The organism is Streptomyces sp. bgisy027 (genome assembly GCF_057710365.1).
Map to the genome: position 1 here is coordinate 240918 of NZ_JBYIVZ010000007.1, position 14973 is coordinate 255890.

The 14973-nt window shown below is 72.4% G+C and carries 11 protein-coding genes; 7 read left to right on the plus strand and 4 right to left on the minus strand.

Annotated features, from left to right (window positions below):
• Window positions 1-218: 218 nt before the first annotated feature.
• Window positions 219-2495 (plus strand): polyprenyl synthetase family protein, encoded by a 2277-nt coding sequence (locus AC3ETA_RS10185; protein WP_432192488.1) that lies wholly within the window; start codon window positions 219-221, stop codon window positions 2493-2495.
• Here AC3ETA_RS10185 and AC3ETA_RS10190 read toward each other — a convergent pair.
• Complete coding sequence (locus AC3ETA_RS10190; protein WP_432192489.1) at window positions 2492-4996, minus strand: AfsR/SARP family transcriptional regulator; 2505 nt, start codon at window positions 4994-4996, stop codon at window positions 2492-2494. The two genes, AC3ETA_RS10185 and AC3ETA_RS10190, sit on opposite strands and share 4 nt — an antisense overlap.
• A gap of 182 nt (window positions 4997-5178) precedes the next feature.
• Between AC3ETA_RS10190 and AC3ETA_RS10195 the strand changes: the two genes are divergently transcribed.
• Together AC3ETA_RS10195 and AC3ETA_RS10200 are read left to right on the plus strand one after the other, a co-directional pair.
• The gene (locus AC3ETA_RS10195) at window positions 5179-5472 is read left to right on the plus strand and encodes a hypothetical protein (RefSeq protein WP_432192490.1); all 294 of its coding nucleotides are present in this window, start codon (window positions 5179-5181) and stop codon (window positions 5470-5472) included.
• Between the two features lie 105 nt (window positions 5473-5577).
• A complete protein-coding gene (locus AC3ETA_RS10200) occupies window positions 5578-6456 on the plus strand; it encodes an alpha/beta fold hydrolase (protein WP_432192491.1) in 879 nt (292 codons plus the stop codon).
• Between the two features lie 30 nt (window positions 6457-6486).
• Here the strand turns inward: AC3ETA_RS10200 and AC3ETA_RS10205 are convergent, their stop codons facing one another.
• Window positions 6487-7452 carry a TauD/TfdA dioxygenase family protein gene (locus tag AC3ETA_RS10205; RefSeq protein WP_432192492.1) on the minus strand — a complete coding sequence of 322 codons (966 nt, stop codon included), beginning with the start codon at window positions 7450-7452 and terminating at the stop codon, window positions 6487-6489.
• 136 nt (window positions 7453-7588) lie between these two features.
• The gene (locus tag AC3ETA_RS10210; RefSeq protein WP_432192493.1) at window positions 7589-9139 is read right to left on the minus strand and encodes a glycoside hydrolase family 32 protein; all 1551 of its coding nucleotides are present in this window, start codon (window positions 9137-9139) and stop codon (window positions 7589-7591) included.
• Between the two features lie 175 nt (window positions 9140-9314).
• Between AC3ETA_RS10210 and AC3ETA_RS10215 the strand changes: the two genes are divergently transcribed.
• From AC3ETA_RS10215 to AC3ETA_RS10230, 4 genes are read left to right on the plus strand one after another with little or no spacing between them, the layout of a single operon-like run.
• The gene (locus AC3ETA_RS10215; protein ID WP_432192494.1) at window positions 9315-10724 is read left to right on the plus strand and encodes an extracellular solute-binding protein; all 1410 of its coding nucleotides are present in this window, start codon (window positions 9315-9317) and stop codon (window positions 10722-10724) included.
• A complete protein-coding gene (locus AC3ETA_RS10220) occupies window positions 10721-11674 on the plus strand; it encodes a carbohydrate ABC transporter permease (RefSeq protein WP_432192495.1) in 954 nt (317 codons plus the stop codon). Before AC3ETA_RS10215 ends, AC3ETA_RS10220 begins: the two co-directional genes overlap by 4 nt.
• A gap of 15 nt (window positions 11675-11689) precedes the next feature.
• A complete protein-coding gene (locus AC3ETA_RS10225; protein WP_432192496.1) occupies window positions 11690-12544 on the plus strand; it encodes a carbohydrate ABC transporter permease in 855 nt (284 codons plus the stop codon).
• Entirely contained in the window at window positions 12541-13941 is a 1401-nt protein-coding gene (locus tag AC3ETA_RS10230; RefSeq protein WP_432192497.1) for a glycoside hydrolase family 32 protein, read from the plus strand. Before AC3ETA_RS10225 ends, AC3ETA_RS10230 begins: the two co-directional genes overlap by 4 nt.
• Here the strand turns inward: AC3ETA_RS10230 and AC3ETA_RS10235 are convergent.
• Entirely contained in the window at window positions 13904-14968 is a 1065-nt protein-coding gene (locus AC3ETA_RS10235; RefSeq protein WP_432192498.1) for a LacI family DNA-binding transcriptional regulator, read from the minus strand. The two genes, AC3ETA_RS10230 and AC3ETA_RS10235, sit on opposite strands and share 38 nt — an antisense overlap.
• Window positions 14969-14973: the final 5 nt, after the last annotated feature.

The window sequence follows — 14973 nt, forward strand, 5'->3', positions numbered from 1 at the left end:
CGTCGAGTACCCGGCGGGAGCGTGTGGATCATTCATCTGTACGACGACGAGTTTCGCCCGTCGGTTCACCGGCGAGGCGGGCGGGCCGGGTGCGCTGCGACGCCGGCACCGTCTCTGGGCACGGGATTGCTCCTGATCGGTGTCCCGGTTCATCCGATGAGGCGAGAATCCGGCTAATGGTCACCGAGTGGAACGTATCGGGCTTCTAGGGTGCGGGGGTGATCTCCCCCGTGTCTTCCGCCCAGCAGCGGCCTTCCGCCCCGACACCGCACTCACCCGCCGGCACCCCGCCCTTCGGCGGTGCGCACCCGTCGGCCGGTGCCGAGAGCTGGTATCTGACCGGACATCTGCGTGACGAGGAAGGCGCGGACCACACCTGGGCGGTCGGCCTCCTGCGTCACCGCGACGCGGGCGACCCGGACGCCGGGCCGGGCCACCGCCTGTACGTCGTGCACCACGGCCCGGGCGGCATGTCCTACGGCACCTGGATCACACCGGCCGCGCTGCGAGCGCTGCGCCGCGGCATCGACTCCGACGAGCTGCTGGACCCGCGGGTCCGCAGGACGTTGTCCGAGGCTCTGGAGCAGGGCCCGCTGCTGCCCGACCGGCTGCTGCCGGAGCCGGTGACCGAAGCAGCCGACGGGCTGGACCTCCGCGCGGGCGATGTGGCGAGTCTGCGTCGCGAGGACGACGGGAGCTTCCGGCTGGCCTTTCGGCAAGGGGCGCAGTTCGAGCTGTTGCTGACGCCGGTGAAGCCGGCCGCGGCCGACGGCGGTCCAGCCGGTGAGGGTGACGCGGGCGGGTTCGCGTCACTGTTCCTGCCGCGGCTGGATGTGCAGGGCACCCTGCGTTCGGGCGGGGGAGCGACGCAGCGGGTGACGGGCCAGGCCTGGTTCCAGCACGGTCGGCAGTCGGGCGACGGATCCGGCCCGCAGACGCCGGTCCTGGCGGGGCACACCTGGACGTGGACGGGCCTGCACCTCGACAACGGCTGGGAGATCAGCGCGACCGCGCACTTCCCCGAGTCCCCGGACGCCGACTCGGCCGTGCTCGCCCGCGCGACCGCCGTCGCCCCCGACGGCACCGTCAGCCATCACGAGATGTCCTGGGAACCGCTGCGTCACTGGACTTCGCTGGCCACGCTCAACACCTATCCGACCGCGGCACGGCTGAGCGTCCCGGACCTGGACCTGCATCTGGACGTCACCGCTCGGCAGGACCGGCACGAGGTCCGTACGTTCATCGTCGGCCGGGCGTTCTGGGAGAGCCCGGCGACCGCGCGCGGCACCATGAACGGCTCGCCCACCGCGGGCACGGCCGCATTGCGGACCATCCCGAACAACACCATCGACGACATCGAGGGCTATATGCGCCGGGGGCACGGCATCGCCCGTGCCGAGGCCGCCGCGGTCTATCCGGACACCGCGGCGGACGTCGCCGGCGTCGACCTCCTCGCGGGCACGCACGAGGGAACACGGCTGGACTCCACCGCGCACGCCCGGCTCCACCAGGCCCTCGCCGCGCCGGTGCTGCACCTGCTGAACATGCCCGGACGCTCCTGGCGCGCGTACGTCGCGGGCAGCGTGCTGTGTCTGCTGGACACCGACCCCGAGCCCTACCGCCCGCTCACCGCCGCCACCGAGATCCTGCACACCTCGGCCCTGGTCATCGACGACGTCCAGGACGGCTCGAGCACCCGGCGCGGGCTGCCCTGCGTCCACGAGGTGTTCGGCACCGCCGCCGCGATCACCGCCGGCACACTCGGCTACTACACCTTCGACCCGCTGCTCCAGCGCGTTCCCCAGGCCGACGCGTCCACCATGCTGCGCGTCTACCGGCTCTATCTGCGGGCCATGCGGGCCGCGCACGCCGGGCAGGCCCTCGACCTCGCCGGGCATCACGCCACTTTCGACGAGGCCGTCGAGTCCGGTGACCCCACCGCGCTGCTGGAGCAGATCCGCACCACCCACCGCCTCAAGACCGGCATGCTCGTGCGCAGCACCGCCGAGGTCGCCGCCATCCTCGGCGGCGCCGACGAAGCCCAACTCGCCGCGATCTGCGACTACTTCGAGAATGTCGGGCTCGCCTACCAGATCAGCGACGACGTCGCCGACCTGTACGGCATGGCGACGCCCGCCGCGTACCGGCAGGGCGTCGTCGTCCGTACGCCCGCGCTGGACCTGATCAACGGGACCGTCACCTACCCGGTGGCGCACGCCATCGGGCTGCTCAACGGGCACGACCGCCGTCGGCTGCAACGGGCCCTCCAGGTCCGCTCCGAGGCCGATGTCGCGGAGGCCGCCGAGCTGTTGATGTCCTGCGGCGCCCTCACTGTGTGCCTCGGGGAGGCGCGGGACATGGTGGACCGCAGCTGGGAGGCTCTCGATCCGCTGCTTCCCCACACCCTCCACAAGGCGATGGCGCGCGCCCTCGGCTGGTACGCGGCACAGCGCGGGCCCGAGACCGACCACGTCCCCGCCCACGTCCCGGCCTAGCCGGAACACAGCTCCAGGTATCCCGCGACCGGCCCCAGGGTGAGCAACCCGCTGCCCGCGCCCGCCAGTTCGTTCGCCGCCGGGGTGAGGGCAGCATGCGCGCGGGCCATGGTCCGCCGGTCGCCGAGGCCCACCGCCGCCTGCGCGGTGAGGCACCACAGGGCCTCCTGCAGGAGGTCGCGCGGTGGCTCGGGCGTGGCGTGCAGCGCGTCGGCGGCCTCGCCGCGCCGGCCCCGGTCGAGCAGGAGCAGGGGTTGCGCCCAAGGGGCGTAGGGGCCCCAGTCCGTGTGGTCGTCGAAGTCGAGCGGCAGGGTGCGGCGCAGGCGCAGGCACAGCAGGGCGAGCGGGAGGAGGCCGTGGGCCAGGCCCGGCATGCCGGCTCCGCTCAGCAGGTCGGCCGCGTCCCGGTAGGCCGCCTCCGCGTCGGCCGCCGGGGCCCGGCCGGTGGTGTCGAGTCTCAGTGCGGCGTACCAGCGGGTGAACACGCCCACGAGCGGCCGTTCGTGCCGTGCGGCGAGGCGGTCGGCGGCGACCGCGTGGTGGTCGGCCGTGGTGAAGTCCCCGAGGGCGCTGCGGGCCTGGAGACGGACGAGGCGGCCGAGGGTCTCGAACGTGGCCAGGCCGTGGCGGGCGGAGAGCGCGACCAGTTCGGCGCCGATCGCGTCACGACGGGGCGCCAGCCCGGTGCGGTCGAAAGCCTGCATGAAGCCGGCGTTGAGGGCGAACGCCAGCAGGGCCGGATCGTCCAGGCGGCGCGCGATCTCCTGCGCCTGGCGGGCTGCCTGCGGGCCACGGGCGAGCCGGGTGCCGCGCGACTCCAGGGCGATCGTGGCGAGCAACCGGGCCTTGTCCGCCTCGTGGACGGCCGGGACCTCGGCGTGTCCGTGCGCCGTCGAGGACAGGGCGGTCAGGGCCGCGAGTGTGCGCTCGGCCGCGGCGACGACCCGGGCCGCCTGCTCCGGGTCGTCGAGGCGGGTCCAGATCGCCGGGACGTCATAGGCGCCGATGACCCTGGCGGTCAGTTCGGGGTCGCCCAGTTCCTCGGCGGCGGCGACGGCCGCGACCCGGTGCTCGCGGGCGGCCAGCAACCCGCTGCCGCCGGTCACCGCGAGGTTGCGCAGCAGCCCGGTGGTGGACTCCAGGCGGGCGCGGGCGTCGGGGGCGACGGTGCGGTCGTAGACAGCGGCGACCTGCTCCCAGACGCGTCCGGCGGGGTTGGCAGATCCGGGGGCCTCGCCGGTGCGGGCGGTTCCGTCGGTGCGGGCAGTTGCAGTTCGGTCGGTGCGGGCAGTTCGGTCGGTGCGGGCGGTACCGTCGGTGCGGGCAGTTGCAGTTCGGTCGGTGCGGGCAGTGCCGTCGGTGCGAGCGGTCCCATCGGTGCGGGCAGTCGCAGTTCCGTCGGTGCGGGCAGTTCGGTCGGTGCGGGCGGTACCGTCGGTGCGAGCCGCCCCATCGGTGCGGGCAGTTCCGTCAGTGCCAGCGGGTCCGTCGGTGGTTGGGGTGCGGTCGGCGGGGGCGAGGTCGGCGGTCCGGGCCCTGTGGTCGGCCCGGGCGGGATCGCCCTCTCCGGCAGCGTGATCACCCCGAGCACCAGGGTCGGCTTCCCCCGGCAGACCACCCCGAGCACCACGACCCGCACCCCCCGGCAGACCACCCCAAGCACCACGACCCGCGCCCCCCGACCGACCACCCCGAACACGACGGTCGGTCTCATCCAGCCCGTTGCCGCGATCCAGATGCTCGGCCTGCCGAAGAATGTCCTGCTCCAGCATCCGCAGCCCCGGTCCCGGATCGATCCCCAGCTGATCGGCGAGCAGCGTCCGTGCCCCGTGCAGTACCTCCAGCGCATCGGCCTGGCGGCCCGTGCGGTACAGGGCCAGGGCGAGCAGGCGCCAGGCGTTCTCGCGCCACGGATGCTCGGCGGCGTGCGCCCGGACGTCCGCGGCGGCCCGGTCGGCCTCCCCGAGGGACATCAGCGCTTCGGCCCGCAGTTCTACGGCGTGCAGTCGAAGCTCGGTCAGGCGGCGGCTGTCGGACCGGGCCCACGGCTGCTCCGCGAACTCCGCGTAGGCGGGTCCGCGCCACCGGTCGAGCGCTTCGTCCAGCCGTACGGTCGCCTCCTCGGGCGGCAGCTTGGGAGCGTCGCTGACGGCCTGCTCGAACCACCAGGCGTCGACCGCGTCCATGGGGACGCGCAGGGCGTAGCCCGGGCCCTCGGTGACGAGGAGCCGCGCCGGGGTGCGGGGCGAGCGGTCGGGTTCGAGGGCTCGGCGCAGGGCGGCGACGAAGGTGCGCAGGGCGCCCACGGGGTCGGCGGGCGGGTCGTCCCAGAGGTCGTCGACCAGATGGGCGACGGGCACGACGCGGCCCCGGGCGACGATCAGCCGGGCCAGCACCGAGCGGTGCCGGGGCCCCTTCAGGGCGATCGTGTTCCCGTCCGCGTCCCAGGCGGTCACCGGCCCGAGCACGCCGAGGCCGGGGTGCGCGTCTGCCGGGCTCACGTCCGCCACCACCCTCCGCGATCGTCGCCGTCACGCCCACGGGTCACCGACGGACCGGTGATCCGTGGAGGTTCCACGATAGGTCGCCGCCGGTCGCGACGATCACGTCGGCCGCGCGGTGAACTCCCGCGCCTCGACCCGCGTCTTCCCCGGTGACCACGACACTCACAGGAGTACGGACCATGGCCGACAAGGACGTCGAGCGGATCGACGAGCGGGAGCACGTCTCGGAGCCCTGGTGGGCCGGGCTCGGAACACGTGGGGCCGTGACGCTGATCGTCCTCGGGGTGCTCGCGGCGGCGTGGGCCGTCGTCGCTCCGGCGCTGGGGCTCGGACGGCTGCCGCTCATGCCGGAGAACCTGGCGACCGGCGTCCACCAGGCCGCCAAGGTCGTCGCGATCGGTGTGGTGATTCTGGTGGGCGCGCTGCTGACCCGTCGCCGCGCCGGCGCTCCGGCCGAGCCCGAGCGGGACTGACAGCGCCGGGGCGCAGACACGGCGCGCCGCTGCTCATTCGTTGCTCATCGGCCCCGGGGAGGATCGAGGAACAAGATCCCGCCTCTCGGAAGGAGCGGAGCCGCCGTGCCTCCTGTCATCCCCGGTTTCGAACATCACCGCGTCCCCGTCGCCGACGGAGTGTCCCTGCACACGGCCGTGGGCGGCTCCGGCCCGCCCGTCGTTCTGCTGCACGGCTTTCCGCAGACCCACCTGATGTGGCGGCACGTGGCCGCCGACCTGGCCGTCGACCACACGGTGATCTGCCCGGACCTGCGCGGCTACGGCGCCAGCGACAAGCCGGTGGAGACCGACGGCTCCGTCTACGCCAAGCGGACCATGGCCGCGGACATCGTGGCCCTGGCGCATGAACTGGGGCACGAGGGCTTCGCACTGGCCGGGCACGACCGTGGTGCCCTCGTGGCTTTCCGCGCCGGTCTCGACCATCCCGACACGGTCACCCACTTGGCGTGTCTCGACGTCCTGCCGACGCTGGACATGTGGGAGGTCATGCACGGCGTCACCGCCGCCGTGGGCTTCCACCTCTATCTGATGGCCCAGCCGCCCGGCCTGCCGGAGCGCATGATCGGTGCCGCCCCGGACGACTTCTTCGGCCACTTCCTGGACATCTGGACGACCGACCGGGCTGCTGTCCCGGACGACGTCCGCGCCGCCTACCTCGCCGCCTGCCGTGCGGCGGTGCCGTCGATCGTCGCGGACTACCGGGCGTCGGCCGGCATCGACATCGAGCACGACCGGGCCGACCGCGCCGCGGGAAGCACGCTGCGGATGCCGGTCGGCGTGCTCCAGCAGGACTGGGGCGCGGCGCTCGGCTTCGACGCGGCCGGGCTGTGGCACACCTGGGCGCCGGATCTGCGGCACGCCACCGTCACCTGCGGCCACTTCATGGCCGAGGAGGCACCGGCCGACATCGCGAAGGCGCTGCGGGACCTGCTCGCCCGCTGAGCCCAGGGCCCAAACCCCGGCAGACGTCCGCTACCAGCGCCCCACCTCGGTCCCGACGATCGGCTCCGACGGCTTGCCGTCCACCCCCACCGGCACGTCTCCGGTGAGCATGACGCGGTGCATGGTCCGGGGGAAGCCGAGGTGGGCGTTGTCGCCGGGGGCGAGGTGGATGGTGGCCCGGTTGTCCCAGAAGGCCACGCTGCCGGGCTCCCAGCGGAAACGCACCGTGTACTCGGGCCGTACCGCCTGTTCCAGCAGCATCTCCAGGACGGCGCTGCTCTCGGCGCGCGAGAGGTCGGCGATCTGCTCGACGTAGTAGCCGTTGACGCAGAGCACCCGCTCCCCCGTCTCGGGATGGACACGCACCAGCGGATGCAGGGAGGCGACCTGATGGTCGAGGAGATGACGGACGTACGCGTCGTCGCCGGGCCGGGGCTGATAGCCGACCCCGAGGCGGTGCTCGGCGCGCAGGCCGTCCACGAACTCCCGTACCGGGCCGGAGAGTCCGGCATAGGCGGCCGCCAGATTGGACCAGGTCGTGTCGCCGCCGTACGGGGGTACGGTCTCGGCGCGCAGGATCGTCGCGGCGGGCGGGTCGATGCGGGCACCGTGGTCGCAGTGCCAGCCCCGCAGCAGCGTGTGCCGGCGCCGGCGCAGCCACTCGTCGTGCTCCATGCCGAACCTCCCGCCCAGTTCGAGCCGGTCGGCGGTCGTCTCGACCTCGGGGAAGTCCGCCGGGGACGCGCTGCCCCGCTTGCGCAGGACGACCGGCTCCCCGAACCGCCGCGCGAACGCGACATGCCCGGCGTGGTCCAGCCGCTGCCCCCGGAAGAACACGACCTTCCAGCGCAGCACCGCCGCCCGGATCGCGGCGACCACGGCGTTTGCCAACTCACCGGCCAGGTCGACGCCCTTGATCTCCGCGCCGATGTGCCCGGCGACCGGATGCACCTCGATCCCCGCGGCCCGCTCCGCCCCGTCCCTGTCCCTCGTCATCCGCACGCTCCGTCACTCGCCCGCGCCGGCTCCGGTCCGAGCCGCTTCCAGGAAGATCGTGACAGCGTTCGGCGGACGTGGCGACAGGGCCTGGGCGGAGGGGCAACCCGGCAGCCGTCAGCCGTCAGTTGCCGTGTCACAGGGAGAACTCCCGTATCACCACGTTCCGGAAGACCGCCGTGCCGTCGATCGTGAACAGGGCGAGCCCCGTGTCGATCAGATACGGGAAGACCTCCGAGGAGTGGGTGTACCGGCCGTCGTCCACGAACATCTCGACGGACGTGCGGTCGACCAGGATGCGCAGCCGCACGCTGCGGGCGGCCGGGTCGAAGGGGCTGTGGCTCTCCTGCCATCGGCCTGACGCGTCGGGGTTCATGGTGGGGCGGCGGTTGAGGAAGGCGTAGTCGCCGTAGATCCCGGCGTCGACGTGCCGGCTGCCGTCCGGCGAGCGGCGCAGCTGGAGGCCGGCGCCGGTGAGCTGGTCCCAGGTGATCTCGCAGGTCAGCTCGTAGGCGGTGCCCTGGTGGTCGAGCACCCGGGTGCCGGAGACCTCCAGGTCGCCGAGGTGCACCGTGCGGGAGACGTGGTCGTCCAGTGCGGCGACCGGTTGTGACGCCAGGTAGTACGTGCCGGAGGGGGAGCGCTTCAGCGTGATCTGCCGGACGATCGAGTCGGTGCCGTTGAAGCCGTCGCAGTCGATGGTGGGCGTGATGTTCGCGTAGTCCCAGTTGTTCAGCCAGCCGATCGCGTAGCGGACGGCGGGGTCGACGGAGCCGTCGCCGCGGTGCCTTTCGAAGGTGACGGCGGCGTACCAGTCCCAGCCGTGGTCGAGCCACTGCGGGTCGTCGGCGTCGGCGGTGAAGACGGTGCCGTCGAAGGAGCCCGTCCAGTAGGCGTAGGTGTTCGGCAGCCCGGCCCCCTTGCCGTTCGCGCTCACGCCGAGCACCCACGTCACGGTGCCGTCGTCGGCGGTGATGCGGAACAGGTCCGGGCACTCCAGGACGCCGATGCCGCCCTTGACGAAGCCACTGGCGTACGTCCAGGACTTCAGGTCGGTGGAGTGGTAGAAGCCCACCTTGTCGTTCTCGGCGAGCGTCATCACCCACCGGCCGCGCTCCTCGTCGCGGATCACCTTCGGGTCGCGGAAGTCCCGCACGCCCGGGTTCGGCAGGACGGGCTCGGTGCCGTGGTTACGGAATGTGCGGCCGCCGTCGGTCGAGTAGTACAGGTACTGCGCCTGTGTCACCTCGTCCGGCGCCATGGTGACGACGACGATCACCGCGTCCGCACCGAAGCCGGCGGTGTTCTCCGTGTCGACCACCGCCGAGCCGGACCAGAGGTCGCCGTTGGGGGTGGTGTCCTTCGGCAGGGCGATCCCCCGGTCCCGGAAGGTGACCAGGTCGGTCGTGGTGGCCAGGCGCCAGGCCGTGCCCGCGGTGGTTCCTCCGGTGAGGTAGTCCGGGTTGTACAGGTAGTAGTAGTGGTACTCGCCGTCGATCCAGACCGGGCGCTGCGGGTCGTTCTTCCACTGGTCGGGCACCGTGAAGTGGTACTCGGCGCGGTAGCTCGCGCAGGTCGCGGCTGCTTTCCGGGGCTTCGCGGCGGCCGGGGACGCGGTCGGCAGCAGCGCGGCCGACGCCCCCGCGGCCGAGCCGGCGAGCAGGGCTCTCCTGGTCATCGCGGGCATCACACATCGTTCCTCTCGTCGGACGCGCAAGGCGTCGGGAGGCGGCTCATGTGGACCAGGACTCTGCGACCTAACTCGTTAAAGGTCAAGTGGTTCACGACTATTGACAGGGCCGCGACGGGCTTCCCATCATCTGGGGCATCACTACTCGACTAACACGAGTTAGGCCCGCTGCATGACCGACTCGCATCCCACCCGCCGCACTCTGCTGCGGTACGGCGCCTACGGCGCGGGAGCCGCCGCGCTCGCCGGTACCGCCGCGAGCTGGGACCGGCTCACCGGAGCCGACGTCCCCGGCCGCGACGACGGCTCGCTCGTCGTCGCCACGCTCGGCCCCGCCTACGGACCGGAGGCCGTTCGCACGCTCACCGAGGGCTTCAAGCAGGTCCATCCCGACATCAAGCTGCGGATCAACGCCGTCCAGGCGGTCGACTGGTCCGACTTCTTCGCGAAGATCCTGACCCAGATCGCGGCGGGCACGGCCCCCGATCTGGTGTACGTCGCCACCGAGGGTGTCCAGCTGTTCGCGCAGCGCCTCGGAGTCCCGCTGGACGACTGGGTGAAGCGGGACGCCGAGGAGCTGCGCGAATACTTCGCCGACGTCCACCCCTCGCTGGTGGAGTCGATGATGTACGAGGGCTCCCTCCACCAGCTGCCGGTCGAGTTCAACGCGGCCGACATGTACCTCAATCACCAGGTGCTGGAGCGGGCGGGCGCCGGCTTCCCCGCCGCCGACTGGACCCGCGACGACTTCACCGCGCTGCTGCGGGACATGAAGGGGGCCAGTGGTTCGCAGTTCACGCCGTACTTCTGGACCAACCGGCTGTGGGGCGGCGTCGTGCCGTGGCTGTTCGCCAACGACACCAATCTCCTTGCCGAGTCCAAGGCACCGGGCGGTGACTGGCTGTGGGACTCCTTCTACCCGGCCGCCGAGCGGGAGGGCCGCGGGGGCGGTTACCGGTGGACGACCCCGCAGGCCACCGACGCGCGCGTGGAGGAGGCGTACGACTATCTCGCCTCCCTCATTCAGGAGGGCCTGTGCACCCGGCCCGAGGGCGGCAACGGCCAGAACCTGATCGGCGTGTTCTCCACCGGCCGGGTCGGCGTCACACCCGCGGGCGGCTTCTGGGCCGGCGGACTGCACCTGGCCGGGATGAAGCCGGACGCCTTCGACGTGCAGTACTTCCCGCGTTGGCGCACCCAGCGCATGCAGTTCGGCGCCGCCGGTTACGCGCTGCTGCGCACCTCGAAGCGGCAGGAGGAGGCCTGGGAGTTCATCAAGTACGCCGCCCGCAGGGACACCCTGATGCGGCTGTTCTCCACCAACCAGACCACCCCGGCACGCCGCTCGATGCTCACCGCGCAGCGGTACCGGGAGACGGGCCCGGAGCACTGGCCGGTCTTCTACGACACCCTCGACAAGTTCCCCGACACCGGGCCGATCCCCGCGCCGCCGCAGGTCGCCGAGGTCGAGCAGGTGCTGCTCAAGCACACCGGTACGGCTCTGGCGTCCCGGCGCGCGGTGGGTCCCGCGCTGCGCCGGATGCAGGGCGATCTGGAGAAGGCCATGGAGCGTGACGTATGACGAACACCCGGATACCGGCCGTACGGCCGCAGCCGGCGGCCGCGCCGCCGGCCCCCGCGCCCCGGCGCTCCGCCCGTGACCGCGGCACCCGCCTGCTGGCCACGCTGTTCCTCGCGCCCACGATCGTCGGCATCGTCGTCTTCACGGTCGTCCCGATCATCGGCTCGGTCGTGCTGAGCCTGTTCCACTGGAACGTCATCGACGATCCGAGCTTCGCCGGCGGTGCCAACTACCGGGAGGTCTTCACCGATTCGACCGTGCTGGTGTCCTTCGGCAACACGGTGGTGTTCATGGTGTTCGCGGTCGCGCTGCAACTGGTGATCGCGCTGGTGCTGGCGCTGGCGGTGAACGGGCGGATGCCGGTGTGGCTGCGGTCGGTGTTCCGGTCCGCGTTCTTCTTCCCGCTGGTGCTGTCGGCGGCGTCGATCTCGGTGGTGATGAAGTACCTGTTCAACCAGGACTTCGGGGTCGTGAACTGGCTGCTCGGGCTGGTCGGGGTCGCCCCGGTGCCCTGGCTGACGTCGGAGAACGCGGCGATGGCCACGGTGATCCTGGTCTATGTCTGGCAGCAGTTCGGGTTCTCGTTCCTGCTGTTCGTCGGCGGTCTCAACAACATCCCCAAGGAGATCCACGAGGCCGCCGCCCTGGACGGGGCGAGGGGGCTGCGCAAGCACCTCGGCATCACCCTGCCGCTGCTGTCGCCCACCCTGCTGGTGGCGTCGGTGGTCGGCATCATCAACGCGCTCCAGGTCTTCGAGCAGCCCTACGTCCTCACCGACGGCGGTCCCGGCGACGCCACCCGCACCGTCGTGATGGTCATCTACGAGAGCGCCTTCGAGCAGTTGCGCTTCGGTACCGCCTCGGCCGTGGGTGTGCTGCTGTTCGTGCTGATCATGGCGGTCACCGCCCTCCAGTTCCGGCTCAGCCGGCGTTTCGTCCACTACCAGTGAGCCGGTGACCCTCTCATGAGCCAAGCGACACTCTCCCTCAGCCGCACCCGGCACTCCCTCGCGCCGTGGGCCCGGATCGCCGGCCTCGCGGTGTGCGCGCTGCTGACGCTGGGCCCGGTCCTCTGGACCGTCTCCACGTCCTTGCGCACCCCGGCCGAGGCGTTCGACCTGCCGCCGCGCCTCATCCCGACGAGCCCGTCCGCGGAGGCGTACAGCGGGGTCTTCGACCAGATCGACGTCTGGCTGCTGGCCCTCAACTCGACGCTGGTGACGGCGCTGATCGCGGTGGGCCAGATGATCACGGCCGGCCTCGCCGGGTACGCCTTCGCGCGCCTTGAGTTCCGGTTCAAGAAGCCGCTGTTCGGGCTGGTGCTGGCGACCATGATGGTGCCGCTCCAGGTCACGATCGTGCCGGTGTTCCTGGTGCTGAAGTCGATGGGCCTGACCGACACCCTGCTCGCCCTGATCATTCCGGCCTTCCCGACCGCGTTCGGGACCTTCCTGATGCGCCAGTACTTCCTGGGCATGCCCAAGGACCTGGGCGAGGCGGCGATGCTGGACGGCTGCGGGCCCTGGCGGATCTTCCGGTCCGTGTACGCCCCGCTGGCCGCGCCCGGTCTCGCGATCGTCGGCGTGCTGGCCTTCAACTACCACTGGAACGAGTTCTTCCGGCCGCTGATCCTGGAGACGTCGGCCCAGAACTACACGTTGCCGCTGGGCCTGGTCTCGCTCCAGGGCAACCTCGGCACCGGCTCCATCTCGGTGGTGCTCGCCGGTGTCGTGCTGTCCATGATCCCCGCCGTCGCCGTGTTCGTCGTCGGTCAGCGCCCTCTCCGCGAGGGCATCACGTCCGCAGGAGTCAACCGTTGAGCCTCGCAGCTCAGTGCACGGACCCCGGCGCCCCGCGCTTCCGGGTCCGTCCCCCCGCCAACTGGATCAACGACCCGAACGGTCCCTTCCGTTGGCGGGGCCGCCACCACCTCTTCTACCAGCACAACCCCGACGCCCCCGTGCACGCCAACGTCCACTGGGGTCATGTCTCCAGCGCCGACCTGGTCCACTGGGAACACCATCCGATCGCGCTCACCCCGACACCGGGCGGCCCCGACGAGGCGGGCTGCTGGTCGGGCTGCGTGGTCGACGACGACGGTGTGCCGACGGCCGTCTACACCGGCGTCGACCGGCACCACACGGGCCTCGGCTCGATCTGCCTCGCGCGGGCGCTGATGCCGGAGGACGAGACGCTCACCGACTGGCGGCCCCTGCCCACGCCGGTGGTGACGGGCCCGCCGGACGGCCTGGACGTGGTGATGTTCCGCGACCCGTTCGTGTTCGGCGGCGACGGTCGGCGCTGGGCGCTGGTCGGTGCGGGGCACGCGGACGGGACGCCGTCGGTGCTGCTGTACGACTGCGACGACCTCACCGACTGGCGGTTCGCGGGAGTGCTGCTGGACGGCACCGACCCGGTGGCCGCGCACGCCTTCGGCGACGGGGCGGTGGGCTGGGAGTGCCCGCAGCTGCTGCGGACGGCCGACGGGACGTGGGTGCTGGTGCTCTCGCTGTGGGACGGAAACCCCAGCGCCACCGGCTATCTGACGGGGCATCTGGTCCCGGGCGGCGAGGACGGGTTGCGCTTCGAGGCGGGCGCCGGAGGGCGGCTGGACCACGGCCGGGACTTCTACGCGCCCGCAGTGCTCCAGGAGCCCGACCGGGCGTTGCTGTGGGGCTGGTCCTGGGAGGCGCGGGAACAGGCCGAGGTCGACCGGGCGGGGTGGGCCGGAGTGCTGACAGCGCCGCGCGTGGTGGACTTGCGGGCCGACGGCTCCCTGCGGGTCGCACCGGCGCCGGAGCTCGAACTGCTGCGGGCCGACGAGCCGTTCGTGACGGCCGCGGGTGGGCCTGCCGCCCTCCCGGAGGCGTACGACCTGACGGTGACCGCGTCCGGCCGAACCGGCGTGCGGCTGCTGCTCTCCGCCTCGGGTGCGGAGCTGACGGTGCTCCTTGACCCGGACCAGGAGACGGTGACGCTCGACCGGGCCGGCTGGCCGCGCGGTGGGTCCGAGGAGGCGGCGCCGATCGTGGTGCGGGCGCCGGCCGACGAGGTGCGGATCCTCGTCGACGGCTCGCTGTTCGAGCTGTTCGTGGGCGACCGGGCGATGGTCACCGAGCGGGTCTACCGACGGCCCGACGACGTGGCCGAGCTGCTCGTGACCGGTGCCGGGGCCACGGTCAGCGGCTGGGAGCTGGTCCCACCGAAGCACGGCTGATCACCGGACAGGCCAGGCGCCGTACCGTCGCGGGCGGCGTCCGGCCCGTGTCGATGGCGTCGAGGAGCAGGCGCGCGGCGGCGTCGCCCATCGCCCGGTGCGGCAGGGCGACGCTGGTCAGGGGCGGAGTGAGGAACGCGGCCATGTGTTCCTGGTCGTCGTAGCCCACCACGGACAGCTCGCCCGGGACGGTGATGCCGAGCCGGGCCGCGGCGTGCAGGACGCCCGCCGCGACCCGGTCGTTGTAGCAGAAGAGCCCGGTGGGGCGCAGGTCGGCGGGGACGCCGTCCAGGACGCGCATCGCGCCCTCGTACCCGCCGGAGATCTCACCGCCGGTGCGGACGACCCACTCCTTGGGCACGCTGATCCCCTCGGCGCGCAGGGCGTCGCGGAAGCCGCGCAGGCGGTCGACGGAGGCGATGTCGTCCTGGCCGCCGACCATGGCGACTCGACGGTGCCCCGCGTCCAGCAGCAGCCGGGCCGCCGTACGGCCGCCCGCGCGCTCGGCGGGTATGACGGCGGGCAGGGAGTCGTCCTCGGGCAGGCAGTTGGCGAGCACGGAGTGGGTGCGGTGCAGGCCCTCGGGGACCCGGACCCGGCGCAGCGACATGGCCGCGTAGATGATGCCGTCCACCCGGCGGTCGAGGAGCTCGGCGACAGCCGCGTCCTCCTTGGCCGGATCGCCGCCCGAGTCGATGGTCAGCACGAGGTGCTCCCTGTCCCAGGCGGTCTCCATGGCACCGCGCAGCAGCCGTCCCGCGAACGGCGAGGAGGCGATCTCGTCGGTGACCAGGCCGATCACTGCCGTACGGCGGCGGCGCAGGCCGCGGGCCACGGGGTCGGGCCGGTAGCCGAGCTCGGCGGCGGCTCGGCGGATCCGCTCCTGGGTGGCGGGCGAGAGGTTGCCCTCGGCGCGGCCGTTGAAGACGAAGGAGACGGCCGTGTGCGACACCCCGGCGAGCCGGGCGACGTCCCGTGACGTCGGACGCCCCGATCCCGTCGTCTGCTTCTCCTCGGTGCCGCCCATCCCGT

Coding starts and splice junctions, on each gene's coding strand:
- AC3ETA_RS10195 (WP_432192490.1), top strand. CDS start 5,179: ATGGCCGACAAGGACGTCGAGCGGATCGACGAGCGGGAGCACGTCTCG.
- AC3ETA_RS10205 (WP_432192492.1), bottom strand. CDS start 7,452: ATGACGAGGGACAGGGACGGGGCGGAGCGGGCCGCGGGGATCGAGGTG.
- AC3ETA_RS10210 (WP_432192493.1), bottom strand. CDS start 9,139: ATGCCCGCGATGACCAGGAGAGCCCTGCTCGCCGGCTCGGCCGCGGGG.
- AC3ETA_RS10215 (WP_432192494.1), top strand. CDS start 9,315: ATGACCGACTCGCATCCCACCCGCCGCACTCTGCTGCGGTACGGCGCC.
- AC3ETA_RS10220 (WP_432192495.1), top strand. CDS start 10,721: ATGACGAACACCCGGATACCGGCCGTACGGCCGCAGCCGGCGGCCGCG.
- AC3ETA_RS10225 (WP_432192496.1), top strand. CDS start 11,690: ATGAGCCAAGCGACACTCTCCCTCAGCCGCACCCGGCACTCCCTCGCG.
- AC3ETA_RS10235 (WP_432192498.1), bottom strand. CDS start 14,968: ATGGGCGGCACCGAGGAGAAGCAGACGACGGGATCGGGGCGTCCGACG.